This is a genomic window from Hyphomicrobium denitrificans ATCC 51888 (assembly GCF_000143145.1).
Taxonomy (GTDB): Bacteria; Pseudomonadota; Alphaproteobacteria; order Rhizobiales; family Hyphomicrobiaceae; genus Hyphomicrobium_B; species Hyphomicrobium_B denitrificans.
In genome coordinates, this window is the sequence record NC_014313.1 from 2360313 (window position 1) to 2385301 (window position 24989).

Genomic DNA, 24989 nt, shown 5'->3' on the forward strand with positions numbered 1-24989 from the left:
ATTCCGGAGAACTCGCCGATGACCTCCACGAAGCGCCCGACCAGCGCCTTTGTGCTCGCCGCCGGAAAAGGCGAGAGGATGCGGCCCTTGACGGAGACACGGCCGAAGCCGCTCGTCCCGGTTGCCGGAACGCCGCTGATCGATCAGGTGCTCGACCGTTTGGCCGACGCGCACATCACGGACGCGATCGTCAACGTCCATTACCTCGCCGATCAGATCGAGGACCATCTCCGCGATCGCAAGTCTCCCAAGATCACCATCTCCGACGAACGCGGCGAATTGCTCGATACCGGAGGCGGCGTCGCAAAGGCGCTTCCGAAGTTGGGCAACGCACCGTTCCTCATTCACAACTCTGACTCGATCTGGGTCGAGGGCATGGGGTCCAATCTCGACCGTCTGATCGACGCCTGGGACGACGCGACGATGGACAGCCTGATGCTGGTCGCGCCCATCGCAACGAGCGTCGGTTACGACGGCGCTGGCGATTTCCAGATGGACGCTTCCGGACGACTGACGCGGCAGACCGGCGCGCGTCTCGCGCCGTTCGTCTTCGCGGGCGTCTCGATTGCGCATCCGAGGCTTTTCGACGGCGCGCCGAAGGGCGCATTCTCGCTCAACCGGCCCTGGAATGCCGCCATCGAGAAAGGCCGCCTGTTCGGCGTGCGGCTCGAAGGGATTTGGATGCACGTCGGAACGCCGTCCGCAATCGCCGAAGCAGAAAACGCGATCGCGAATTCGATGACGGCCGGCTCGACGCTTCCGGGAGAAGACTGATGGCTGCGAACATTTTCACGCTGCCTCCCGGCGTGCCGTTCCTCAAGGCCGTCGCACGCGCGATCCTGAACGGCGACCTTCCTGCTCCGGGCGGCGCCGCACCCGATCTGCTCAAGCTGCCGAACATCACGCTGCTTCTGCCGACGCGGCGCGCCGCCCGCACTGCACGCGACGCGTTTCTGTCCGTCGCGAACACGCCTGCGATCATCATGCCGCGCATCCGGCCGATCTCGGAAGGCGATGACGATCGTTCGCTGATCTCGTCTCTCGCAGGCGATGGTCTGTCGAGTGCTTCGGCGCTCGATCAACCTCCCGCAATCGATCCGCTCGACCGAACGCTGGTCCTGATGCAGCTGATCAGCCATTGGCGCGCAACGATGGCGCAATCGGACGCCGACAGAAGTTCTGGCTCGACGCCAGCCCAGTCCGCGCGTCTCGCGGCCGAACTCGGCAAGCTCATGGACGACATCGAGCGTGAGAACGTCTCGCTCTCAGACATTCAAAATCTGGTTCCGGAAACCTATGCCGAGCACTGGCAGAAGACCGTCGACTTTCTCAAGATCGTGACCGAGTTCTGGCCCGCGCATCTCGAAGCCAGCGGCATGACCTCGCCCGAAGCACGCCGCAATGCGCTGATCCTCGCCGAGGCCGAGCGCATCGCGAAGCTCGCGCCGGACGAAATCGTGATCGTCGCCGGCATTACGGGGTCCATACCCGCGACCGTTGAATTGATGCGCGCGGTGGCCGCTCGTCCGTCCGGAGCCATCGTGCTTCCGGCGCTCGATCAATCGCTGGACGATGCCAGCTGGAGCGCGATCGTTTCTGGCCATCCCGAGCATCCGCAATTCGGCTTGAAGAAATTATTGGACGGGCTCAACGTCGAACGTGGCGCGGTGCTCACGCTGCCGGGATTTGAGGCCGGCGATGTTGACCGCACGCGCTCGGCCTTCGTCAGCGAATCCATGCGTCCGTCGTCTTCGACCGATCAATGGCATCGCTATGCGACGACGGCTGACAAAGGCGAACTTGAGAAGGCCCTTGCCGGGATATCGCTGATCGAAGCGCCGTCGGCTCAGGATGAAGCTGAAACCGTTGCGCTGATTTTGCGGGAAGCCATCGAGACACCGGGCCAGACTGCCGCCCTCGTTTCTCCCGATCGTCTTCTCGCCCGGCGTGTCGCGATCCGGCTCGAAGCGTGGGGCATCCGCGTTGACGACAGCGCCGGACGGCCATTCGCGAAAACGGTGCCCGGAGCTTTCCTGGCGCTCGTCATCGGCGCGATGGTCAGCGAGTTTGCTCCGGCGGAAACGATGGCCCTGCTCCGGCATCCGTTGTGCCGGCTGAAATTCAACGCATTCGACATCCGCAAATATGCGCGGGCGCTGGAGATCAGCGCGTTCCGGACGTCGTACCTCGGGCACGGGCTCGACGGCATCCGGGCGGCGCTCGAAACCGCCGAACGCGATCGCGCGGAAAAGAAACGCATGCACCCGGCCGCGCGCAGGCTCTGGTCCGAGGACTGCGACGGCGCGCGTGAGCTTGTCGCCCGTTTGGCTGCTGCGTTTCAGCCGTTGGCGGACCTATATGCGGCGAACGGCGATCAGACGTTGGCGGAATTCGCTCGCGCTCATGCCGAAGCCGCAGAAGCGCTTGCACAGCTGCCGGACGACGATGCGGCGGCCGAGGCATCCGCCAATCCGCTCTGGCAAGGCGAGTCCGGAGATACGGCGTCGCGCTTTTTTGCGAAGCTGTTGGACGACGCAACGCCAGCGGTCGCCATTTCCGCGGCCGACTACGCCGATCTCTACGCGACGTTGCTGGCCCGCGAGAACGTGCGCGAACGCACAGCGGTTCATCCGCGCATCTCCATCTGGGGACCGTTCGAAGCGCGTCTGCAGCAGCCGGATGTTCTCGTGCTCGGTTCGCTCAACGAGGGAACCTGGCCGGAAGCCGCGGAGCCGGGTGCGTGGCTCAATCGTCCGATGCGGCGCGATCTCGGATTGCCGTCTCCGGAAGAAGAGATCGGCCGCGCCGCGCACGACTTCACCTCGCTGCTCGGAGCGAAAACGATCTACCTGACGCGCGCCGAAAAGGTCGATGGCGTGCCGACCGTGCCGTCGCGCTGGCTGATGCGCATGCGCGCGCTGCTCAAGGGCATGAAGCTCGAGAGCGTGCTCGTCGCAGACAAGCCCTGGCTTGCTTGGGCGCGCGCGCGCGACCGGATCGTGGGCAAGCGCATCGCCATCAAGCCGCCGGAACCGCGTCCTGCGCTGGCGCTCAGGCCGCGCCGCATGAGCGTTACCGACATCGAACGCTGGATCGCAAATCCTTACGCGACGTATGCGCGCCATATCCTGAAGCTCGAGCCGTTGCCGCCGCTCGGCGCGTCTCCGGACGCGAGCCTGCGCGGCGCGCTCGTTCACGACGTTCTTTCGCGCTTTGCCAACGCGTTTCCGGATCGCCTGCCGGACGATCCGCTCGCAGAACTTGAAAAGATCGCGGCGGACGTACTTCAAACCTACACGGGCAACGCGCGCATCGCGGCATTCTGGATGCCGCGGCTCAAACGCTTTCTCTCGTGGTTCGCAGAGGGCGAAGAGAAACGCCGCGAGGGCGTTCGCAGCGTCATAGCCGAAATCTCCGGAGCCCTCGTGCTTGCGCCGACGCCGGATCCCTTCACGCTCACGGCGCGCGCCGACCGGATCGACGACACGGGCTCGGCCGTCATCATCACCGATTACAAGACCGGCGCCATCCCGAAGCAGGAGTGGGTCGAGAACGGACGCTCGCCGCAGTTGCCGCTCGAAGCCGCGATCGCGCTTGGGGAAACAGGATTTCCCAATCTCGCGGGACGCACGGTCGAGGCGCTTCGCTACATTCGCGCGTCGGGTGGTGAACCGGCGGGCGAAGAACGCGCAATCAAGTCGAACGATATCGGAACGCTCGCGGCGCAAGCGCGCCAAGGTCTCGAACGTTTGATTGCCGAATTCGATGATCCGGCGACGCCTTATCGCGCGCTTCGCCGCCCGAGTTACAGCTACGACTATGATGCCTACGCGCAATTGGCACGCGTCGCCGAATGGTCCGCCCATGTCGACGAGGAGGCGGCACAATGAACCTCGAAACCAAACGTCTTTCTCTCGATGCGCTGCGCGCAGAGACCGACCTCCACCAGGGCAACGCCGCCGATCCGCTCGCCTCAGCGTGGGTCAGGGCCAACGCGGGGACGGGCAAGACGCACGTGCTGACGTTGCGCGTTCTGCGCTTGCTCCTCGCCGGAACGTCGCCCGAAAAAATTCTCTGCCTCACCTATACGAAAGCCGCCGCAGCGGAGATGTCGCGCCGCGTTTTCGATCGTCTGGCCGGATGGGTCACGGCCGACGAAAAAGAGTTGGAAAAAGACATTCGCAAAGTGACCGGCGGCGACGTGTCTGTCGAAACGCTGCAACTGGCGCGGCGGCTTTTCGCCAACGCGATCGAAACGCCGGGCGGCCTCAAGGTTCAGACGATCCACGCATTCGCCGAACGTTTGCTGCAAAGGTTTCCGCTCGAAGCGGGCGTGCCGCCCGACTTCAAAATTCTCGATGACGCCGCCGCCGGCGATCTAAAGGCGCGCGCCATCGAGCAGACACTGCTCGACGCCACGTCCGAGCCTGAGACGCCGCTCGGACGTGCGCTCGACGTGATCGTGCGTTATGCGACGGATACGCAGTTCGACAAGCTGATCAGCAATGCCGTCGAGGAACGGCGTTGGCTGGACGTCGCGAACCGGCGCGAGGCCAAAGCTGGGGCGACGCTCGCCGACGTCGCGGAGATCGAAAGGCATCTGCGTCAGAGTCTCGGCGTTCGCGCAGCAATTGCAGTTCGAGAGCTGCACGAGGAATGCGCGTACGTTCTTTCCGAAAGCGATCTGCGGGAGCTGACCGAGCACCTTGCGACCGGCAAGGCGAGTGATACCGGTCATGTGCCGACTCTGCAATCGGCTGCCGGGCTGACGGATGCGCCGCGCCGCTTCGAAGCGCTTTCCGGATACTTTCTCACCGCGACCGGCGAGCCGCGCAAAACGCTGATGACGAAGGCGCTTGCGTCGTCGAAACCCGGCCTCAACGATCGCTGTCTTGCCGCGCAGCAGCGTCTCTTCGCGCTTTCTAAAGAACTGAAAGCTCTGTCGCTCGTCGAATCCTCGATGGCGCTCTACGTCGTTGCCGGTATCATCCTGCACCGCTACACGGAAGCGCGCCGCAGCGCAGGGGCGCTCGACTTCGCCGATCTCATCCTGAAGACAAAATCGCTGCTCGAAGGCGACGGCGGGCAAGCGCAATGGGTGCTCTTCAAGCTCGACGGCGGTCTCGACCACATCCTCGTCGACGAAGCGCAGGACACCAGCCCGGAGCAATGGGACATCGTCAAAGCGCTGGCGCACGAATTCTTTATGGGAGCGGCCACGCGCGACGGTTCGCCTCGTACTGTCTTCGCCGTCGGTGACGAAAAGCAGTCGATCTATTCCTTCCAGGGCGCCGACCCGAAAATGTTCGCCGACGCGGGCATCCGGTTCGCGGCTCTTGCGCGCGATGCCGGGCTCATCTGGAAGTCGATCGAACTCACGATGTCGTTCCGCACGGTGACGCCGGTTCTGGCGGCCGTCGATGCGGTGTTCGCCGACGCCGCGAAGACTCCAGGATTGACGGCCGGTGGACCACCGCCGAAGCACAACGCCATTCGGCTTGGCCATGCGGGTCTCGTCGAAATGTGGCCGACTGAAAAGCCCGACGACCTCAATGCCGCCGATCCGTGGGCGCCGCTGTCGGACACGAGCGAGCACTCGCCCGCAAACCGGCTTGCCGAACGCATCGCGGACACGATCAAAGGCTGGCTCGATCGCGGCGAGCGGCTGGAGTCGCAGGGACGCGAAATCCGTGCAGGCGATATTCTGATCCTGGTGCGCAAGCGCAATCCGTTCGCCGTGCCGATGGTTGCAGCCTTGAAGCGGCGCGGCATCGCAGTGGCGGGATCGGATCGCATCGCGCTGACCGATCAGATCGCCGTGCAGGATCTCATGGCGCTCGGAGATTTCCTCATCCTGCCCGAAGACGATCTGGCGCTCGCGGCCGTCCTGAAAGGTCCGATCTTTGGTTTCGATGACGATGATCTGCTGGCGATTGCGCCGGGACGCAAAAGCAAGACGCTTTGGTCGGCCCTGCTCGACAGCACCGGGGTCAAACCCGAGTACAGGGACGCAGCGGAGACCTTGAAGCGATGGCGCGCCAAGGCCGACTTCACGCCGCCGTTCGAATTCTTCTCGAGCGTGCTCGATCGCGACGGGGCGCGCGAGAAAATGCTGCGCCGCCTCGGGCCGGAAGCCGCCGATGTGATCGACGAGTTTCTCGATCTTGCGTTGAGCTACGATGACGGCACGCCGCCGTCCCTCACGCAGTTTCTCGCCGAGTTGCGCGCCATCGCGCCGGAAGTGAAGCGCGACATGGATCATGGCCGCGACGAAGTTCGCGTCATGACGGTGCACGGAGCGAAAGGTCTCGAAGCTCCGATCGTGTTCCTTCCCGACACATGTACGACGGCGTCCGGAGACCTCTCGGCTGCGAGCCTCGTCCGGCTGTCCGGCCTTCCGCGGCCCGACCACATTCCTGAGCCGATCGTATGGACGGTCAAAGGCACGTCGCGGCTTGAGGCCGTCACCATCGCGCGGCGCGGACGGGAAGCACGCGAGCACGAGGAGCGAAATCGTCTGCTGTACGTGGCCATGACGCGTGCGCGCGACCGGCTCTACATCGCGGGTTTCGAAGGCAAGAAAGGCCGCGCCGAGTCCTGCTGGTACGATGCGATTTCGGAAGCGCTCCTCCCTGTCGCGGAAGAGATCGACGACAACGGTAAAAAGGTGTGGCGCATCGAAACGGCGCAGACCGCCGAACTCGACCAATCGCGCGGCGAGAAAACGCGTCAGCTCGAAAGCGAGGAGAGGCCTGCCTTCGCGTCGGAACGTGCGCGGCCGGAACCAAAGCTGTCGGTGCCACTCGCACCGTCGCGTCTTGAGCCCTACGCTCCTGATGCGGAAGGCGAGCCGATCATGTCTGCCAAAGCCGATGCCGCCGCCACGTACGATGCGCCGTCGCCGCTGGCTGGAAACAGCGAGCATCGCTTCCTGCGCGGGACGCTGACGCATGCACTGTTGCAGCATCTTCCGTCCGTGGCAGCGAGCGGCCGCGAGGCAATCGCAACCGCGTTCGTCGCCAAACGCGGCGCCGTACTGTCGCGAAAGGCGCGCGACGGCATCGTCCGCGAGACGCTGGCTATCCTGTCGTCGGCGGATTTCGCGCCCCTGTTCGGCCCCAACAGCATGGCCGAGGTTCCGATCGCGGCCGTCATTCCGCGCCCTAGCGGCTCGGGACCGGCGCTGGACCTCTCGGGCCAGATCGACAGGCTGGCCGTGACCGACGATGAGGTCTTGATCGTCGACTACAAAACCAACCGGCCGCCACCCTCGGAAGTCCGATTTGTCGCGCCCGCCTATCTCTACCAGCTAGCGGCCTACAGGCTGGCGCTAGGGGAGATTTATCCGGGCCGCCGCGTCAAGGCGGCGCTACTCTGGACGGATGGGCCGCGCCTCATGGAAGTTCCCGCCGATGTGCTCGACGGTTACCAATCACGGCTTTGGGACCTCGATGTCCAGAGTCTTGACGCTTCCTGACGAAATACCTACCTCTGGGATCAGTTTTAAGGGTACGCGCGAGCGCTACTAAGCGGGTCCGGCTTCCCCCAACCCCCGGCCCGAAATGGAGAATAAACAATGGCTAACGCAGTAACAGACGCAAGCTTCGACGACGAAGTCTTAAAGTCCAACGAGCCGGTGCTCGTTGACTTCCACGCCACGTGGTGTGGACCCTGCAAGGCCATGGCTCCAGCACTGGATCAGGTTGCCAAGGAGATGACCGGCAAGATCAAGGTCGTCAAAGTCGACGTCGACGAGAATCCGCGCGTGACCGGCACCTATGGCATTCGCGCCATGCCGACGCTGCTGATCTTCAAGGCCGGCAAGGTCGCCGCGCAGCACACCGGCGCGATCGTCCAGAAGAAGAAGCTCGAAGACTGGATCAATTCCAGCGTCGCAGCGTCCGTATAAGTCCACGCGACGTTCCGCAGAACGACAAAGGCCCCGCAGATGCGGGGCCTTTCCATTTTTGGGGAAGCTTCCGAACGTGTCGGAGCTAGTTCGAGATGTCGTCCGCGCTCGGCACGACGACGGCGAAGATGTCGTGCAGCGCCGTCAGGCTTGCTTCGTGCAAGTCCTTGGCTGATGTGACGCCACCGGTCGGGCTCGGCAGAGAGCGCGTCGCCGTGGCGTTGCCGACGACCGTCGGGCGATAGCCGTGGTTGAAGGCGGCGCGCGCCGTCGAGTTGACGCAGACGTGCGTCATGAAGCCGACGAGCGCAACGTCCTCAACTCCATATCCCTTGAGAAGCTCGTCGAGGTTCGTTTTCTCGAATGAGCTCGGATAATTCTTGACGATGACCGGCTCGCCGTCGCGCGGCTTCACAGGGTCGGCAATGGCGCCGATGCGATCTTTGACGTCGTAGGGCGTGCCAGCGCCGGCGTCGTGCTGAATGTGAATGACGGGCCGGCCCGCATCGCGATAGCGCGCAAGGAGCTTCTCGCATTGGACCAGTGCGGGTTCGACGCCCTCAAGCTGCATAATTCCTTCGCGATACGTGTTCTGGCAATCGATCAGCACGAGGGCGGATTTTCCAACGGTCGTCGGCGTATTGCCCATGCCCGTGATGTCGCGAAGGGTCTTTGAAGCAGTCATGCGTTACTTCCCTAGTTATGTGTTTTCTCAATAAATTTCTGGCCGCCAATCAGACCGGCGGATGCTCTGCGCCTGTCGGCGGCGGGCCCTGTGCATCAAGTTCGTCGTTTTCTGCGTCGGTAAATACGCGCGACCGCGTCAGAAAACGAACGCCTTCGGGAGACTCGACGGAAAATCCGGAACCGCGTCCCGGAACGACGTCGATGATCAGATGCGTGTGCTGCCAGTATTCGAACTGCGACCGGCCCATGTAGAACGGCTGACCGCCGATCTCTCCCATGTAAACGTCCTGCGCGCCGACCTTGAATTCCTTGCGCGGATAGCACATCGGCGAGCTGCCGTCGCAGCAGCCGCCCGACTGATGGAACAGCAACGGTCCGTGAAGCCCTTCGAGCTTCTTGATCAGATCTTGCGACGGCTGAGTGCACGAGACTCGCGTCGCCGTCGTCGCGGACTTTTCCGGGGTTACAACGGACATGCGTTTCCTCCAAGGATGCCTTGCATCGCGAATGTCCGGGCAAACGATAGATTTCGATCCGCGATATCGAGCAACTTCACGATTTTTCTCTCTTGATATGATCGGTGCAGGCACTTTCTGCAACCGGCGTCAGGGTAAAGCGCCGGCCCGGCGCCGCTCCGATCGAAAATCCGATCGCCGGCCCAGCGGCGACGTCCAGAACGTAGGAATCGGCGCGGCATGCGACGCTGCCGTCCCGGTCTTCCATTTCGTAGACCGGAACGCCTTCGACTTCTCCGAGCAGATGATCGCGCGCGCCGAGACGCAAGGCTTCAGCTGGCAGGCAGATCGGATATTGCCGCCCGCCAACGCGGCCGCCGCTAGTGTGAAACATCAGCGGACCATGCTCGGTCGCGACGCGACGCAAGGCGGCGCATGCCTCGGGAGTTGCGGAGATCTGAACTGGCGACATTCGCGCCTCGTGTTCCGAAGGGCTCGCAGAGCTGACGGATACTAACGGCTCAATTCCTGAAACCGAAACGAAAGCGGGGCGCATCCGTTGACCGAACGCGCCCCGCCAAAACTCCCGCGTGCTAAAGCCTTAGAAGAAGCCGAGCGCCTTCGGGCTGTAGCTGACGAGCAGGTTCTTCGTCTGCTGATAATGATCGAGCATCATCTTGTGCGTTTCACGGCCGATGCCCGACATCTTGTAGCCACCGAACGCGGCGTGCGCCGGATAGGCGTGATAGCAGTTCGTCCACACGCGGCCGGCCTGGATGGCGCGACCCATGCGATAGGCGCGCGTGCCGTTACGCGTCCACACGCCCGAACCCAGGCCGTAGAGCGTGTCGTTGGCGATCGCGAGCGCTTCCGCATCGTCTTCGAAGGTCGTGACCGCGAGAACCGGTCCGAAGATTTCCTCCTGGAAGACGCGCATCTTGTTGTGGCCTTCGAGAACCGTCGGCTGGACGTAGTAGCCGGACGATAGTTCGCCGCCGAGGTCGGCACGCTTGCCACCCGTCAGAACGCGAGCACCTTCGCCCTTGCCGATTTCGACGTAGCTCAAGATCTTTTCGAGCTGGTCGTTCGAAGCCTGGGCGCCGATCATCGTGGTGGCATCCATCGGATGACCCTGCTTGATCTTCACGACGCGCTGCAGAGCCCGCTCCATGAATTTCTCATAGATCGAACGCTGGACGAGCGCGCGGCTGGGGCAGGTGCAGACTTCGCCTTGGTTGAGGGCGAACATCGTGAAGCCTTCGAGGCACTTGTCGAAGTATTCGTCGTCCGCGTCCATCACGTCCGCGAAGAAGATGTTCGGCGACTTGCCGCCAAGTTCGAGCGTGCACGGAATGATGTTTTCGGACGCGTACTGCATGATCAAGCGGCCGGTCGTCGTTTCGCCGGTGAAGGCGATCTTGGCGATGCGCTTGTTCTGTGCGAGCGGCTTGCCGGCTTCGACGCCGAAGCCGTTGACGACGTTGAGGACGCCTTCGGGAAGAAGATCGCCGATGATGTCCATCAGAACCATGATCGACATCGGCGTCTGCTCGGCGGGCTTCAGCACGACGCAGTTGCCGGCGGCGAGTGCCGGGGCGAGCTTCCAGCAGGCCATCAGCAGCGGGAAGTTCCAGGGGATGATCTGGCCGACGACGCCGAGCGGTTCATGGAAGTGATACGCGACGGTGTCGTGATCGATTTCCGAGATCGAACCTTCCTGCGCGCGGAGGCAGCCTGCGAAATAACGGAAGTGGTCGATCGCGAGCGGCACGTCGGCGTGCGTCGTCTCGCGGATCGGCTTGCCGTTGTCGATCGTTTCGACGAGCGCGAGAACGTCGAGGTTCTCTTCCATGCGCGTCGCGATCTTCGCGAGGACACGAGCGCGCTCTGCGGGCGAGGTGTTGCCCCAGGACTCACGAACCTTGTGAGCCGCATCGAGAGCCAGCTCGATGTCTTCCGCCGTCGAGCGTGCGATTTCGCAAACGGGCTGACCGGTGATCGGCGTGACGTTGGTAAAATATTGCCCGCGCACGGGGGCGACCCACTTGCCGCCGATGAAGTTGTCGTAGCGCGCCTTGATGACCTGGCGGCCTTTGAGCTTATCCATAGCAACGTGCTGCATCGCTGGTCTCCTCCGATTGATTGTGCTTGGGGCAGCTTCTTGAGCGAAGTGATAACCCAGGCGCGCCTCGTCAAGCCATAGCGGCCGTCTTGTTCATTAGTAGGGCGAAGCTCTACGCTTGCGCCAGACGCAGATTAGTGCCGCAAAAAGACTGCGCTGCATCATTTGATAAGAAGATGCTGCGCCCGCGCGTATAAGCGGTTCGCGATGCGACTCTATTGTGACTGCTGCTGAAGCGACAGGACGTGGCCCGCAAGATAAAGCGAGCCGCAGATCAGGACGCGCTTCGGTCCTTTCGGCAGTGCAGCAATTGTACTGAGGGCGTCGATCACGTTTTCGCGATCCGTAGCCTGCATTCCCGCGACGCGTGCCGTTTCGGCAAGGTCTTCTTGCGTATGCGGGGCTTCATTGGCGCCGGGGATCGGCACGGTATAGATGGCGCGGACCAAGCCGCGGAACGGCGCCAGGAAGCCCAGCGCATCCTTCTGCCCCATCATGCCGACGACGAGGTAAACCGGCTTCGGCGATTTCTCGTCTAGCGCGGCGAGCGTGTCGGCAATCACATCGCCGGCTGCAGGGTTGTGGCCGCCATCGAGCCACAACTCAGCCTCCTCGCCGAGGATGGCAGGCAGCGGACCAGACGACAACCGCTGCATGCGCGCCGGCCATTCGACCGTTCTGAGCCCGATTTCGATCGCCTTCTCATCGAGCTTCAGCGCCGGAATGCGTTCGCCGAGAACCAGCGCCGCCGCGACAGCTGTTCCAGCATTGCCGATCTGATGTCTGCCGACCAGCGCGGGAAGCGGCAGATCGAGCAGTCGCTCGTGACGTTGAACGACCAGACGGCCGGTCTGCTCATAGGCGTCGAAGTCGCGTCCGAAGATCGTCAGTTGTGCGCCGACGGCGCGTGCGCGCGCTTCGATGACCGACAGGACTTCGTTCGACTGCTGCGAGATGACGCCCTCGACGCCGCTCTTCAGAATGCCCGCCTTCTCTAAGGCGATCTTGGTGATCGTCGGGCCGAGCTTCTCGGCGTGATCCATCGAGATGGGCGTGATGATCGTCAGCGCCGGATCGGAAATCACGTTGGTCGCATCGAGGCGGCCGCCGAGACCGACTTCGAGCAGCAGGATGTCGGCGGGCGTTTCGGAGAACGCGAGGAATGCCGCGGCCGTCGTAATCTCGAACTGCGTGATGTCCTCGCCGTCGTTGACGGCCTGCACGCGCATCAGAACATCAACGAGGGAATCTTCGTCGATCGCACGCGCGGTGCCGTCGGGTCCTGCGAGCACGATGCGCTCATGGAAGCGAACGAGATGCGGCGACGTATAGACGTGCACGCGTTTGCCAGCGGCTTCCATGAACGAGCGGAGATACGCGGTGATCGAGCCTTTGCCGTTCGTGCCGGCGATGTGGACGACCGGCGGCAGCTTTTTCTCGGGATGGCCAAGCTTGGCGAGCAAGCGCTCGACACGGCCAAGCGACAAATCGATGAGCTTCGGATGGAGAAGCATCAAATCGCCGAGCAGAACGTCGCTCGACGGACGGGTCTTCGACGAGGTCATGGATGGCTGCCGTGCGTGTTCTGCTGATTGATGTCCGGATCAGGCGCCGTGCGGCGCGTCTTTGGCGGTTTGCTGCGACGAGGCTGGCTCGTCGCGCTTCTTGTCGGATTTGCCGGGCTCGAAGCGTTGGCTGTTTGGGACGGCTTCGGGTTCGACCACCGCGCCGCTTTCGCGCGCAGCTGTCTCGACCACTTTGCTGTCGACCGGCGAGCCATTCATGTACGGCTTGCCATTCATCTTGTGCGTGTCCTTGGCTTTCGCTAACTGCGTGCCGCCCATCAAGAGCTTGCAGACGCGCGACAGCGTTTCGCGCAACTGGTGGCGATGCACGACCATGTCGACCATGCCGTGGGAAAGCAGGTATTCGGCGCGCTGGAAGCCGTCGGGCAATTGCTCGCGGATCGTCTGCTGAATGACGCGCGGCCCGGCAAAGCAGATGAGCGCGCCCGGCTCTGCGATGTGGATGTCGCCGAGCATCGCATAGGAGGCCGTTACGCCGCCGGTCGTCGGATCGGTGAGCACCACGATGTAGGGCAGTCGCGCATCTTTGAGGCGTTGAACTGCGATCGTCGTGCGCGGCATCTGCATGAGAGACAGGATGCCTTCCTGCATGCGCGCGCCGCCGGACGCGGCGAACAGAATAAAGGGTGTCTTCAATTCAACGGCGCGGAGCATGCCCGTGATAAGGGCTTCGCCCGCCGCCATGCCGAGCGAACCAGCCATGAAGCGAAAATCTTGGACGGCAGATACGACCGGCTGTCCGTCGAGCTGGCCTTCGCCGACGAGCACGGCATCTTCGAGCTTCGTCGTTGCCTTCGCGTCTTTCAGACGATCAGTATATTTTCGCCCGTCGCGAAATTTCAGCGGGTCCTGCTGCACGGCCGGGATCGCGACTGTGCGATAGTCGCCGCCGTCGAACAGATGGCGCAGGCGTTGCTGCGAATCCATCCGCATATGATAGTTAGAGCCTGGAACGACGAACTGGTTGGCTTCGAGGTCTTTGTAAAAGACCATCTCTCCCGTCTCTGGGCACTTCACCCAAAGATTGTCCGGCACTTCACGCTTTGCTGTCGACAACAGCCCGCTGATCTTCGGGCGGACAACGTTGTTGATCCAATTCACGTGGGTAGGCTCCTCGTCGTCCGATGCAGTGTGCTCAGCGCCTTTCTGGTCGGAGCGCGGTTGGCAAGCTCTCGGCCGGGCGGCAGCTTTAATTTAGCGCCACACGTTCCGCTTGCGCCAGGGCACTGCACAAAAATGGGGTCTCAGCGGTGGCCTTCCAATAGAGCCAAACGCCTCGCTGTGCTAGCCGCCGCGTATGGCTGAGCTTAACTCTTTCACCAGTTCCAGCACATCTTCGGTCGTCCGGGGGGTGGCTTCGCCCTTTGCCCCCAGGGATTTTTCGATTCTTGATACGATCGCCGAGCCAACGACGACGCCATCGGCGGTTTGTCCCAGGGCGCGTGCCTGATCGCCGGATCTGACGCCAAATCCTACAACCACAGGCAGCGGCGTGGCGCTTTTGATCGCGGCGACCTGTTTCTGAACGTCGTTTACGACAGGGGCCGCTGCGCCGGTAATACCCGTAATCGAGACATAATACACAAAACCGGACGTATTCTGGAGGACGGTGGGCAAGCGGCGCTTGTCGGTCGTCGGGGTCGCGAGGCGGATAAAATTCAGACCGGCCTGCAGCGCGGGCAGGCAAAGCTCCTCGTCCGCTTCCGGCGGCACGTCGACGACGATCAAGCCATCGACGCCCGCAGCCTTCGCGTCGGCGATGAAGCGTTCATTCCCGTAAACGTAAATGGGGTTGTAGTAGCCCATCAATACGATGGGGGTCGCATCATCTTTGGCGCGGAAATCGCGCACCATCTGCAGCGTCTTGACCATCGTCTGGCCGGCCTTCAACGCGCGTTGCGAGGACGCCTGAATCGCCGGTCCGTCCGCCATCGGATCGGAGAACGGCATGCCGAGCTCGATGACATCGGCGCCCGCGTTCGCGAGCCCCGCGAGGATGGACTTGCTCGTTTCGAGATCGGGATCGCCCGCCGTGACGAAGGTGATCAGAGCCGGGCGCTTCTCTGTCTTCAGCGCCGCGAAGCGCGCGTCGATGCGAGTGGGTTGGGTCATCATTCAGATCTTCATGCCGAGATGTTTGGCGACGGTGGCCAGGTCCTTGTCGCCACGGCCCGAAATGTTGACAACCAGCAGATTGTCTTTTGGCAACGTCGGCGCGAGCTTCATCACGTAGGCCAATGCGTGGCTCGACTCCAGCGCCGGAATGATGCCTTCGAGCTGCGTGCAAATCCGAAGCGCGTCGAGTGCTTCCGTGTCGGTTGCGGGAACGTAGGTCACGCGGCCGATATCCTTCAGCCAGGCGTGCTCCGGTCCGACGCCCGGGTAATCAAGTCCGGCCGAAATCGAATGGCCTTCGAGAATCTGCCCGTCGCCATCCTGCAAAAGGTAGGTGCGGTTTCCGTGCAGAACGCCCGGTGATCCGCCGTTCATCGACGCGGCGTGACCGTTCACGACGTTCAAGCCGTGACCGCCGGCTTCGACGCCGTAAATCGCGACGTCCTTGTCGTCGAGGAAAGGATGGAAAATTCCGATCGCGTTCGAGCCGCCGCCGATGCACGCAACGATCGTGTCCGGCAAGCGTCCTTCCGCTTCGAGCATCTGCGCGCGAACCTCGTTGCCGATGATCGCCTGAAAGTCGCGAACCATTGCCGGATAAGGATGCGGGCCGGCTGCGGTGCCGATCAGATAATAAGTGTCGCGGACGTTCGTCACCCAGTCGCGCAAGGCTTCGTTCATCGCGTCCTTGAGCGTACCCGCGCCGGACGTCACCGGGTTGAGCTTCGCGCCGAGCAACGCCATGCGCGCGACGTTCGGCGCCTGACGCTCGACGTCGGTCGCGCCCATGTAGATTTCGCACGGCATGCCGTACTTGGCGCAGACGGTCGCGACGGCGACGCCGTGCTGCCCGGCTCCCGTCTCGGCAATGATACGCGTCTTGCCCATGCGCCGCGCGAGCAGGATTTGCCCGAGGCAGTTGTTGATCTTGTGCGAGCCCGTGTGGTTCAGCTCTTCGCGCTTGAAATAGATCTTTGCGCCGCCAAGCTCGGCGCTCAAACGCTCGGCGTGATAGAGCGGGCTCGGGCGGCCGCCGTAATGGCGATTGAGAAAATCGATTTCGCGCTGAAACTCGGGGTCGGCCTTCGCGGCGTCGTAGGCGCGCTCGAGATCGAGGATCAGCGGCATCAAGGTTTCAGCGACGAAGCGGCCGCCGAAAATACCGAAGAAGCCTTTGTCGTCCGGGCCGGTCGCGTAGCTGTTGAGCTTCGCTTCCTCGGCCTTCTTTTGCGTCGTCGCCATCAACCTACCTAAGCCGCGAAATCGCGTTGATCCTGTCAGCCCTGCTTAGCCGTCTTTACGGCGTGAAGAAAGCGGCGGATCAGCTCCGCGTCTTTGACGCCCGGCGCCGTTTCAACGCCGGAGGAAACATCGACAGCTTGCGCATGTGTCGCCTGCATCGCTTCCTGGATGTTGCCGGGCGTGAGGCCGCCCGACAGCATGAACGGCATATCACGGGAAACGGCGTCGAGAAGCGTCCAATCGAACACCTGTCCGTGTCCTCCGGGCCGCGTCGCACCGGACGGCGCCTTGGCGTCGAAAAGGATCAGATCAGCGACTTTCGTATAAGCTTCGGCGCGTGCTGCGTCTTTCGACGTGCGAACGGGAATCGCCTTGATGATCTTGCGCCCGAATTTCGTTTTCACGCCGGCGACGCGTTCCGGCGTTTCGTGGCCGTGAAGCTGGAAGAAATCCGGCGCGATTGCGTTCGAGATTTCGTCGAGCGTTGCGTCATCCGCGTCGACCGTCAGTGCAACGATTTTGGCTTTGCCGCGTGCTTGGTCCGCGAGGCGTCGCGCCGTCGCGATATCGAGATGGCGAGGGCTCGGCGCGAAAAAGACAAAGCCGACGTAATCGGCGTGCCCATCGAGGGCCGCCGTCAAGGCGTCGCGCGTCTTGATTCCGCAAATCTTGGCTTCGGTCGTCATAAGTCAGCCGTTACGCGGCGGGCGCGCCAACCAGGCGACGTTTTTGCCAGCGCTTCAGTGCGATGAATGTCCAAACGCCTTCCACCAGTCCGAACGGCCACGCGCCCTGCAGGAAGCCGTAGACCGATCCCATCGCACAGGCGATTGCAAAACCGAAGATGCACCATGGGCTGCTCTCCTCGAAGGTGTAGAACAGCAGCATCAGCGATACGGCGACGAGACCGAACAGCGTCAATGCATCGAACGTCATGAAAGTCTCACTGCTTCACCGGCTCGCGATCGCGAGATCGGATGTCGTTGCGGTGGCGCTGGTATCGCGCTCGCGCGTCAGGCGATCGGCTTCGGCTTGCCAACGCTGTGCGCGCTGACCTTGCGCGCGGGCCGTCTGGCGCCAACGGCTTTGTCCCATCCACGTCGCGACGCCACCGAGAATGACGCCGACGACAAGCGCGCCGAGCAGATAAGCATAGAATGGAAGCTCGATCGAAAGCGCGGGATTTTCCGGCACAAACGGATCGAGGATCAGCGCGACCGGTTGCCGGTTCGAAACGGCGATCGCGATGAGAATGGCTCCAAGAGGAAACGCAACGAAGAGCGCCAATAAACGCCTGACCACAATTCTACCTCGCTACCTTCGACGTCAGCTTACGCGGCGTGTTGACCGTTGAGCGTATTCAGACGATCGCGAAGCTCTTTGCCGGTTTTGAAAAACGGCACGAACTTTTCAGCCACCGCCACGGTCGTTCCCGTGCGCGGATTGCGCCCCTGACGAGACGCGCGATGCTTCACCGTGAAAGCACCGAACCCACGCAGTTCGACGCGATCTCCTCGCGACAGCGCATCAACGATCTCATCGAAGATCACGTTGATGATGCGTTCCACATCGCGATGATAAAGATGCGGATTTGCAGTCGCAATTTTTTGTACGAGTTCCGATTTGATCACGTCTCGCTCCCCAGCAACAGCGATCATTTCTCCTTATTTTTCAGAAGGATGCCAAAGAGAAAGAAGACCGTCAAGACCAAGCGTCGAAAACGAGCGCTCTCGGCTGAGGAAATTTACCAGGTCCCCGGCGCTGGAACCGAGCAAAAATCCGGCGATTTGGCCCGACATCCCGGCGAAGCCGTAGCTATTGGGGGTCGAGGGCTTCCAGTCGACGAGCTTGGCGCTCTGGGGCACGTTTTTCTCGTCTTTCAGCCATTTGACGGCTTCTTCCTCACCGCCGATCTGGTCGACGAGCTTGGCCTGCAGCGCCTCGCGGCCCGAGAAAACGCGGCCGTCCAGAAGGCCCGGAATGTCGGCAGCCTTGACGCCACGGCGGGTTTCGACGAGGCCGACGAACCATTTGAAGCCGTCGTTGACCATGCCCTGCGCAACCTGCTTGCCGCCTTCAGTCAGCGGCTCGAACGGCGACGGCGACGCCTTGAGCACGCCGCTCTTCACTTCGTTGACCTTGACGCCGACCTTGTCGAGGAGCTGCACGAATTCGGGCCACTGGACGATGACGCCGACAGAGCCGGTGATCGAGTTGCCCCGCGCCACGATGTGGTCGGTGGCGATGCCAGCGATGTAGGCGGCCGATGCCGCGACCGTACCGAACTGGGCGACGATCGGCTTCTTTGCCGCGAGCGCGCGCAGGCCTTCGTACAGCGCCTCGCCGCCCGTCGTCGTGCCGCCGGGGCTGTTCACATACATGAGCACGCCGGCGACGCTGGAGTCCTCGGCGATGTCCTTGAGCATCTTGAGCTGATCGCGGTCTTCCGAGATCGTGCCTTCGATCGTGATGCGCGCGATCTGCTTTTCGCCGGCGAGCGTCGCGAGTTTGTCGCCGCCAAGCGTCAGCGCGCCGATGGCAATGAGAACCGCGGCTAGTCCGGCTGCGCGCCACAGCGACACCGAACGGCGCAGCCTGCGGCGATCCAAAACTGTTTCCGTCTCAAGCATTGGGGGAGTGCCTTTCCGTCAACGGATGACGCGTCATTTCGTGGCAAAATATAAAAGAAGCGCTCTAAGGGGCGAAAGGTAGGCAAGGTTCAGGCCGCGGGCAACCGAGACGCCTCGAAGCCTCTCGGATAAAGTTAAGCGCGCGACAAAGATTGCCGCGCGCCTTGTAATTCAGTTGAAGAGGCAACGATCACTCGCCGTCTTCAGCACCTTCGCGCTTCTTGATGGCGGCCTTGAAGATGTCGCCGAGCGAAGCACCCGAATCCGACGATCCGTACTGAGCCACCGCCTGCTTCTCTTCGGCAAGCTCGAGCGCCTTGACCGAAACTGCGATCCGGCGTGCCGCCTTGTCGACCGAGATAACGGCCGCATCGACCTTGTCGCCGACGTTGAAGCGCTCGGGGCGCTGCTCGGAGCGATCGCGCGAGAGGTCGCCGCGCTTGACGAACGACGTCAATTCGCTGTCGGCGATCTTCACTTCGATGCCGGCTTCGCTGACCGACGTCACCGTGCAGGTCACTGCGTCGCCCTTCTTGTACTTCGCCATTGCATCGGCCGGGTCGCCAGCAAGCTGCTTGATGCCGAGCGAGATGCGCTCCTTGGCACCGTCGACGTCGAGCACGATGGCTTTGACGTTGTCACCCTTCTTGTAGTCCTTGATGACTTCGTCGCCGGCTTTCTGCCAGTCGAGGTCGGAAAGGTGGACCATGCCGTCGATGCCGTTGTCGAGGCCGATGAACAGACCGAATTCGGTGATGTTGCGGATCGGACCTTCGACGATCGAGCCCTTCGGATGCGCGGTCAGGAAGCCATCCCACGGATTTTCCTGCGTCTGCTTGAGACCAAGCGAGATGCGGCGCTTCTGCGGATCGACCTCGAGAACCTGAACCTCGACCTGCTGGCTCGTCGAGACGATCTTGCCAGGGTGCGTGTTCTTCTTCGTCCAGCTCATTTCCGAGACGTGGATCAGGCCTTCGACGCCCGGCTCCAGCTCAACGAACGCGCCGTAGTCAGCGATGTTCGTGACGGTACCCTTGACGCGCGCGCCGACCGGATACTTCGCCTCGATCGACGACCACGGATCCGACTGCAGCTGCTTCATGCCGAGCGAGATACGCTGCGTTTCCGGGTTGATGCGGATGATCTGCACCTTCACCGTGTCGCCGACGTTCAGGATCTCGGACGGATGATTGACGCGACGCCATGCCATGTCGGTGACGTGCAGCAGGCCGTCGATGCCGCCGAGGTCGATGAACGCACCGTAGTCGGTGATGTTCTTGACGAGGCCGTCGATGATCTGGCCTTCGGCGAGACGTGCGACGATCTCCGTGCGCTGCTCGGCGCGGCTCTCTTCGAGAACCGAACGGCGCGAGACGACGATGTTGCCGCGACGGCGATCCATCTTCAGGATCTGGAACGGCTGCTGCTGATGCATCAGCGGTCCGATATCGCGAACCGGACGGATATCGACCTGCGAACCGGGAAGGAACGCAACGGCGCCGTCGAGGTCGACCGTGAAGCCGCCCTTGACCTTGTTGAAGATCACGCCGGTGACCTTCTCGCCCTTTTCATAAAGACGCTCGAGGCGCGTCCAGCTTTCTTCGCGGCGGGCCTTGTCGCGCGACAGCACAGCCTCACCGAGCGCATTCTCGACGCGCTCCAGGTAGACTTCGACGGTATCGCCGACCTTGAGATCGCCCGGCTTGCCGCCGATCCCGAATTCCTTCATCGCGACCCGGCCTTCCATCTTCAGGCCAACGTCGATGATCGCCATATCTTTTTCGATGCCGACGATTTTGCCCTTAACGACGGAACCTTCGAAGAGGTCGTCCTTGGCAAGGCTCTCGGCGAGCAGCGCGGCAAAATCTTCGCGCGACGGGTTCATCTCACGTGATACTTCGGCGGACATTCGTTCTCCTGGTTGTTGAACTGCCTGCGTGTGCAGGCTGCGAATTGCAGTTGGAACGCCAATAAGCAGACCCGCGCGAGCGCGATGCCTGTTCGATGGGCGCGGATGTCGGATGTATGATGCCGCCGTGATGGGCCGCAGCCCTGCCGGTCAAAATTCGGGCCTGCTATACAGGTCCCAACCGGCTGATCTTCCTCATGACCAATCCGACGGCGACGTCGAATGCGCGAGGGTATAGCGAAGGTGGTAGCCCCGCGCAAGGGGCATCCGGCGGGTTGAGGCTTATCGCACCGGGCCTCAGCGACCGCCCGAAATCGTGCTTTGCCGCCGGTTCAAGCCCTGGGGCGTCGGCGCAGGTGTTGGCCGATAAACGGGAGCCGATCGCGGCCGAACAGCGTTTGCGGCGCCGATTCCAGCGGCGACGCCGCCCAGAATGTCGACCAGGGCATTCGCCGTGTTGCCACCGGAACCGCCGCCGGACGGCGTTTCGGCCCCGGCCATCAGCGTATGAGAGGCTGAGCCGCCGCAGATATGGCAGCAGTTCGTGCAGCCCTTCTGGCCACCATAACCTACGCCCCACCACGAGTTGGAATTGCCGCGCCGCCACGCGCCATAACAGATCTTTTCTCCTTTGCGGCAGTTGAGCCGGTAGGTGTGCACGTTGCTGTCTTTCAGCAGGTAGATCTGCGAGCCGCCGGGCCAGACGCGATTGCGATAGGTTTCGGAGAAAAACGACAATTCCACCGCATATTTGTCGAGGCTTTTGACGTCGAACACGAGCATCGTGCTTTGCCGTTCGCGCTCGGCCGCGATGCGCTGGCGTTCCTCACGCTCTCTGCGCTGGTTTGCGAGCCGCTCGGCTTCCGCGTCGGCAGCTGAGGTGTCGGCACCGGCATCCGATGACGTATCAGCGGCTGGCGGCGGCGACTCGTTGCTTACTGTATCTTTCCCGCGCTCGACTGCGACGCAGCGATAGCGCTCTTCATCCTTGCGATATCCGAGCGGCTGAAAGTCTCCGATGAGGACGTTCGATTCCATGCCTTCGATGGCGCGGCGCACCAGTTCGTGCGCGCGGAAGGTCGCCGTCTTCTTGGCGTCGCTCTCGGTGTCGCCGCGGCCGCAGGCGATGCCGATGAACTTGAGGCGGTCCCCCGTTCCCCAATATTTTTCGAGAAACCTGCCCGTCGCGCTCTTCTTGAATGTGTCGGCGTTGAGATAGCCGCTGACATCACCGGTTTCGATGTTCTTGCAGGAGTACTGGAAACGCCCCTGATCGTCGGCGTCGCATTCCTGCGTTTTGAAATCGTAAGTCGCGAACCGATCGAAGCGCTTCAGATCGTCGACCGCCGTATCGCAAAGACCGGCTGCCGGAGCGAGGCAGGCTAGGATGATCGATAAGAGCACGCGCTTCATAGCCCACCCCTTTTCGGTCGAACGCTATCCGCCGGCTTACTCAGCGGACGCGTTTAGCTCGAAAGGGTGATTACTTATCGATTCCCGGCAGATGAAACTTCTCTGTCCCCGACATTCCGCCCACGGACCATCAAAACAAGGTTCATCCCAAGGCCGTTGCAAAAATCCATCACATCGCAACGTCGAGCCGCTGACTTTCGCTCCGCTCGTTTCAGCCGCTCGACGTTGCGATGGATCTGTCCCGCGATGAAGACGAGCAAGCGCCACGACCGCGACCTGAAGCGAAAACTCGCCGAATGTGCGAGCGCGGAGAAGTAGAGCAAAGGGGCGATGCGCTATCAGTTGCGCGGGCGTCGGCTCAACGCGCAAAGGCGATGGCATCGGCCGATCATTCGCACGCGCGAACTCTCGGACATGCTTGCATAAAACTCATCGCCGCCATTTCACAAAGTAATTTGGCAATGCATCTGAATCACTGCAAAGTGCGTTCGTATCGAGGGGAACCGCGGTCGCCGCGCCGGCGTTAAGGGCCATGATTTATTCCAAGGAGACGGATATGCAGAAAGTCGCGATTTTCGCGGCGGTCACGCTTTTGCTTTCTACGGGCTCGGCGTTCGCAGTGAGCAAAGTCGTAAGAGACGCTTGCAGCGCAGACTATGTTGCGTTTTGCAGCAATTTCAAACTTGGCACACCTGCTCTCAAGTCGTGCATGCGCGAGCACCGCCATAAGCTCGCCTCGGAATGCATCAAAGCGCTCGGCAATTCCAGCGAAGTCACCGCTGATGACATCGCCCAGTACAAGAGAGAAAACGGAAAATAACGGATAGGCGCCCTTCGGGGCGCCTTCTTGTTTGACTAGCGTGTTATTTGCGCCGCGATCAGCGCAAGCACGGCCGCAAAAGCGGCATCCGCATCAAGAGTGGTGGTATCGAGGTGAAGTGCATCTCCGGCTGCTTCGAGCGGCGCCACACTTCTATCGCGATCACGCGCGTCGCGGCGGCGTAAATCCTCAAGCACGACTTCATAAGCGACGTTCTCGCCGCGACCCTGGTGTTCCAGATAGCGCCGCTGAGCACGCGCCTCGTCCGAGGCCGTTACGAAAATTTTGATGTCGGCTTCAGGGCACACCACCGTTCCGATATCGCGGCCGTCGAGGACGGCGCCCTCGGCGGAGCTTTTGGCGAAGTTGCGCTGATAATCCAGCAAGGCTGCGCGGACGGCAGGAATTTTCGCGATGATCGAGGCCTTGTCGCCCGCGAGCGGCCCACGCAAGCCCGGATCGCACAGGCTCTGCGCATCGATCGACTGCGCGGCCGAGACCGCTGCTGTCGCGTCTTCAAGCTCACCGCCCCGTGCTTCGACATCGCGGGCGACGGCGCGATACAGCAATCCCGTATCGAGATACGGCACGCCCAAATGCTCGGCGAGCTTCTTGGCAACCGTTCCCTTGCCGGACGCCGCCGGCCCATCGATCGCGATGACCAGGCGAGGCCTCATTGCTCCGGCGCCTCTTGATACGTCGCGCCGAGCGTTTCCATCAGTCCGCGGAATTCAGGGAAGCTGGTCGCGATCATGGTCGTATCGTCGACGGTGATCGGCTTTTCGCTCGCAAGGCCCGCGGTCAGAAACGCCATGGCGATGCGATGATCGAGGTGCGTCGCGACGAGGCCGCCGCCTTTGAGGCGCTGCTTGCCTTCGACGATGAGGCTATCGCCATCGATGCGTGCCGTGACGCCGTTGACTTCGAGGCCCGTCGCCGTCGCCTGCAGGCGGTCGCTCTCCTTGACCTTGAGCTCGGCGAGGCCATCCATCTGTGTCGTGCCCTTCGCGAACGCCGAAATCGCGGCGAGCACCGGATATTCATCGATCATCGACGGCGCACGCTCGGCCGGCACGCGGACGCCCTTCAGCTCGGATGCGCGAACGCGAATGTCGGCGATGGGTTCGCCGCCCTCCTCGCGCTGGTTCAGCAGCGTGACGTCGCCGCCCATTTCCTGCAACGTCGTGTAGAGCCCGGTGCGCGTCGGATTGATGAGCACGCCTTCGATCGTGACGTCGGAGCCGGGCACGATCAACGCGGCCGCCACAAGGAACGCGGCGGATGATGGGTCTCCCGGCACGAGAATGTCGCGTCCCGTTAGCTCGGCATCGCCTCTGATCGTGATGGCGCGGCCGCCTTCCTTGTCCATGATCCGGACGTTGGCGCCGAAGTGGCGAAGCATCCGCTCGGTGTGATCGCGCGTCGCTTCGTGTTCGATGACCGTGGTCTCGCCCGCCGAATGCAGACCGGCAAGAAGGACGGCGCTTTTCACCTGCGCGGACGGAACCGGCAGTGGATAGACGATCGGAATCAGCTCGCTGGTTCCGCGCAGCGTCAACGGCAGCGTTTCCCTGCCGGTCTCGATCACCTCAAGGCCCATTTGCATCAGCGGCCCGAGCACGCGGCGCATCGGACGCCGCGACAACGAGGCGTCGCCCGTCATTTGGACCGTGATCGGATGTCCGGCGATGACGCCCATCATCAGCCGCGCACCGGTGCCGGAATTGCCGAAATCGAGCGGCTCTGTGGGCTGGCGAAGTCCGCCGGGACCGCGCCCCTTCACTTCCCACACGTCGCCGCGCTTTTCAGCGTGCGCACCCAACGCCGAGACGGCCCGCGCCGTGTTCACGACGTCTTCGGACTCGAGAAGGCCGCGAATGCGTGTCGTCCCGGTCGCCAACGCCCCGAAAATCAGGGCGCGGTGCGAAATCGATTTGTCGCCGGGGAGCCGGACACGCCCCTTCAACGGAGACGCACGCATCACGGCAAGGGGCTTCGCAGTCGTGGCTTTCAAGATCGAAAATCCAGGCTAAGAGATGACCGGCGCGCTGAACGGGCGCATGATTTGCGGGCGGATATGGGCCTGCGCCGCGCCGCCCTG

Annotated in this window: 22 protein-coding genes; 5 read left to right on the plus strand and 17 right to left on the minus strand. The window is 62.4% G+C overall.

Annotated elements, in window-relative coordinates:
* Window positions 1–18: 18 nt before the first annotated feature.
* From HDEN_RS11375 to trxA, 4 genes are all read left to right on the plus strand, one after another.
* Window positions 19–774, plus strand: coding sequence for a nucleotidyltransferase family protein (locus tag HDEN_RS11375; RefSeq protein ID WP_013216264.1), 756 nt, complete (start codon window positions 19–21; stop codon window positions 772–774).
* Window positions 774–3890 carry a double-strand break repair protein AddB gene (addB, locus tag HDEN_RS11380; protein WP_013216265.1) on the plus strand — a complete coding sequence of 1039 codons (3117 nt, stop codon included), beginning with the start codon at window positions 774–776 and terminating at the stop codon, window positions 3888–3890. The genes HDEN_RS11375 and addB overlap by 1 nt, the downstream gene beginning before the upstream one ends.
* Window positions 3887–7477 (plus strand): double-strand break repair helicase AddA, encoded by a 3591-nt coding sequence (gene addA, locus HDEN_RS11385; RefSeq protein ID WP_013216266.1) that lies wholly within the window; start codon window positions 3887–3889, stop codon window positions 7475–7477. Before addB ends, addA begins: the two co-directional genes overlap by 4 nt.
* A 99-nt stretch (window positions 7478–7576) precedes the next feature.
* Window positions 7577–7909: a thioredoxin gene (gene trxA / locus HDEN_RS11390; protein WP_013216267.1), complete on the plus strand. Its 333-nt coding sequence runs from the start codon at window positions 7577–7579 to the stop codon at window positions 7907–7909.
* A gap of 85 nt (window positions 7910–7994) precedes the next feature.
* Here trxA and HDEN_RS11395 read toward each other — a convergent pair whose 3' ends face one another.
* The 15 genes from HDEN_RS11395 to HDEN_RS17785 all read right to left on the minus strand — a co-directional run bounded on the left by HDEN_RS11395 (window position 7995) and on the right by HDEN_RS17785 (window position 22068).
* Window positions 7995–8594, minus strand: a complete 600-nt coding sequence (locus HDEN_RS11395; protein ID WP_013216268.1) for a cysteine hydrolase family protein — start codon at window positions 8592–8594, stop codon at window positions 7995–7997.
* A 49-nt stretch (window positions 8595–8643) separates the two neighbouring features.
* Window positions 8644–9072: a DUF779 domain-containing protein gene (locus tag HDEN_RS11400; RefSeq protein ID WP_013216269.1), complete on the minus strand. Its 429-nt coding sequence runs from the start codon at window positions 9070–9072 to the stop codon at window positions 8644–8646.
* A 76-nt stretch (window positions 9073–9148) separates the two neighbouring features.
* Window positions 9149–9523, minus strand: coding sequence for a DUF779 domain-containing protein (locus HDEN_RS11405; protein WP_013216270.1), 375 nt, complete (start codon window positions 9521–9523; stop codon window positions 9149–9151).
* 129 nt (window positions 9524–9652) lie between these two features.
* Window positions 9653–11173 (minus strand): aldehyde dehydrogenase, encoded by a 1521-nt coding sequence (gene adh, locus HDEN_RS11410; RefSeq protein ID WP_013216271.1) that lies wholly within the window; start codon window positions 11171–11173, stop codon window positions 9653–9655.
* A gap of 215 nt (window positions 11174–11388) precedes the next feature.
* Window positions 11389–12738 carry a bifunctional folylpolyglutamate synthase/dihydrofolate synthase gene (locus tag HDEN_RS11415; RefSeq protein ID WP_013216272.1) on the minus strand — a complete coding sequence of 450 codons (1350 nt, stop codon included), beginning with the start codon at window positions 12736–12738 and terminating at the stop codon, window positions 11389–11391.
* Between the two features lie 39 nt (window positions 12739–12777).
* Window positions 12778–13860 (minus strand): acetyl-CoA carboxylase, carboxyltransferase subunit beta, encoded by a 1083-nt coding sequence (gene accD, locus HDEN_RS11420; protein WP_013216273.1) that lies wholly within the window; start codon window positions 13858–13860, stop codon window positions 12778–12780.
* Between the two features lie 183 nt (window positions 13861–14043).
* A complete protein-coding gene (trpA, locus tag HDEN_RS11425) occupies window positions 14044–14874 on the minus strand; it encodes a tryptophan synthase subunit alpha (RefSeq protein ID WP_013216274.1) in 831 nt (276 codons plus the stop codon).
* Complete coding sequence (trpB, locus tag HDEN_RS11430) at window positions 14875–16116, minus strand: tryptophan synthase subunit beta (protein ID WP_013216275.1); 1242 nt, start codon at window positions 16114–16116, stop codon at window positions 14875–14877.
* 35 nt (window positions 16117–16151) lie between these two features.
* A complete protein-coding gene (locus tag HDEN_RS11435; RefSeq protein ID WP_013216276.1) occupies window positions 16152–16802 on the minus strand; it encodes a phosphoribosylanthranilate isomerase in 651 nt (216 codons plus the stop codon).
* 10 nt (window positions 16803–16812) lie between these two features.
* Window positions 16813–17052: a hypothetical protein gene (locus HDEN_RS11440; protein WP_013216277.1), complete on the minus strand. Its 240-nt coding sequence runs from the start codon at window positions 17050–17052 to the stop codon at window positions 16813–16815.
* Window positions 17053–17067: 15 nt separating this feature from the next.
* Window positions 17068–17418 carry a lipopolysaccharide assembly protein LapA domain-containing protein gene (locus tag HDEN_RS11445; RefSeq protein WP_013216278.1) on the minus strand — a complete coding sequence of 117 codons (351 nt, stop codon included), beginning with the start codon at window positions 17416–17418 and terminating at the stop codon, window positions 17068–17070.
* 29 nt (window positions 17419–17447) lie between these two features.
* The gene (gene ihfB, locus HDEN_RS11450; protein ID WP_013216279.1) at window positions 17448–17747 is read right to left on the minus strand and encodes an integration host factor subunit beta; all 300 of its coding nucleotides are present in this window, start codon (window positions 17745–17747) and stop codon (window positions 17448–17450) included.
* 33 nt (window positions 17748–17780) lie between these two features.
* Window positions 17781–18746 (minus strand): signal peptide peptidase SppA, encoded by a 966-nt coding sequence (gene sppA, locus HDEN_RS11455; RefSeq protein WP_013216280.1) that lies wholly within the window; start codon window positions 18744–18746, stop codon window positions 17781–17783.
* Between the two features lie 190 nt (window positions 18747–18936).
* Window positions 18937–20655, minus strand: coding sequence for a 30S ribosomal protein S1 (rpsA, locus tag HDEN_RS11460; RefSeq protein WP_013216281.1), 1719 nt, complete (start codon window positions 20653–20655; stop codon window positions 18937–18939).
* 297 nt (window positions 20656–20952) lie between these two features.
* Window positions 20953–22068, minus strand: a complete 1116-nt coding sequence (locus HDEN_RS17785) for a hypothetical protein (RefSeq protein WP_013216282.1) — start codon at window positions 22066–22068, stop codon at window positions 20953–20955.
* Between the two features lie 556 nt (window positions 22069–22624).
* Between HDEN_RS17785 and HDEN_RS11470 the strand changes: the two genes are divergently transcribed.
* Window positions 22625–22888, plus strand: a complete 264-nt coding sequence (locus tag HDEN_RS11470) for a hypothetical protein (protein ID WP_013216283.1) — start codon at window positions 22625–22627, stop codon at window positions 22886–22888.
* Window positions 22889–22923: 35 nt separating this feature from the next.
* Here the strand turns inward: HDEN_RS11470 and cmk are convergent, their stop codons facing one another.
* Complete coding sequence (gene cmk / locus HDEN_RS11475) at window positions 22924–23553, minus strand: (d)CMP kinase (RefSeq protein ID WP_041922015.1); 630 nt, start codon at window positions 23551–23553, stop codon at window positions 22924–22926.
* Window positions 23554–23561: 8 nt separating this feature from the next.
* Window positions 23562–24902, minus strand: coding sequence for a 3-phosphoshikimate 1-carboxyvinyltransferase (gene aroA / locus HDEN_RS11480; protein ID WP_013216285.1), 1341 nt, complete (start codon window positions 24900–24902; stop codon window positions 23562–23564).
* Window positions 24903–24989: the final 87 nt, after the last annotated feature.

Coding starts and splice junctions, on each gene's coding strand:
- HDEN_RS11405 (WP_013216270.1), bottom strand. CDS start 9,523: ATGTCGCCAGTTCAGATCTCCGCAACTCCCGAGGCATGCGCCGCCTTG.
- addA (WP_013216266.1), top strand. CDS start 3,887: ATGAACCTCGAAACCAAACGTCTTTCTCTCGATGCGCTGCGCGCAGAG.
- HDEN_RS11395 (WP_013216268.1), bottom strand. CDS start 8,594: ATGACTGCTTCAAAGACCCTTCGCGACATCACGGGCATGGGCAATACG.
- HDEN_RS11375 (WP_013216264.1), top strand. CDS start 19: ATGACCTCCACGAAGCGCCCGACCAGCGCCTTTGTGCTCGCCGCCGGA.
- sppA (WP_013216280.1), bottom strand. CDS start 18,746: ATGCTTGAGACGGAAACAGTTTTGGATCGCCGCAGGCTGCGCCGTTCG.
- HDEN_RS11470 (WP_013216283.1), top strand. CDS start 22,625: ATGCAGAAAGTCGCGATTTTCGCGGCGGTCACGCTTTTGCTTTCTACG.
- HDEN_RS11415 (WP_013216272.1), bottom strand. CDS start 12,738: ATGACCTCGTCGAAGACCCGTCCGTCGAGCGACGTTCTGCTCGGCGAT.
- HDEN_RS11440 (WP_013216277.1), bottom strand. CDS start 17,052: ATGACGTTCGATGCATTGACGCTGTTCGGTCTCGTCGCCGTATCGCTG.
- trxA (WP_013216267.1), top strand. CDS start 7,577: ATGGCTAACGCAGTAACAGACGCAAGCTTCGACGACGAAGTCTTAAAG.
- HDEN_RS11400 (WP_013216269.1), bottom strand. CDS start 9,072: ATGTCCGTTGTAACCCCGGAAAAGTCCGCGACGACGGCGACGCGAGTC.
- addB (WP_013216265.1), top strand. CDS start 774: ATGGCTGCGAACATTTTCACGCTGCCTCCCGGCGTGCCGTTCCTCAAG.
- rpsA (WP_013216281.1), bottom strand. CDS start 20,655: ATGTCCGCCGAAGTATCACGTGAGATGAACCCGTCGCGCGAAGATTTT.
- HDEN_RS17785 (WP_013216282.1), bottom strand. CDS start 22,068: ATGAAGCGCGTGCTCTTATCGATCATCCTAGCCTGCCTCGCTCCGGCA.
- trpA (WP_013216274.1), bottom strand. CDS start 14,874: ATGATGACCCAACCCACTCGCATCGACGCGCGCTTCGCGGCGCTGAAG.
- HDEN_RS11435 (WP_013216276.1), bottom strand. CDS start 16,802: ATGACGACCGAAGCCAAGATTTGCGGAATCAAGACGCGCGACGCCTTG.
- adh (WP_013216271.1), bottom strand. CDS start 11,173: ATGCAGCACGTTGCTATGGATAAGCTCAAAGGCCGCCAGGTCATCAAG.
- trpB (WP_013216275.1), bottom strand. CDS start 16,116: ATGGCGACGACGCAAAAGAAGGCCGAGGAAGCGAAGCTCAACAGCTAC.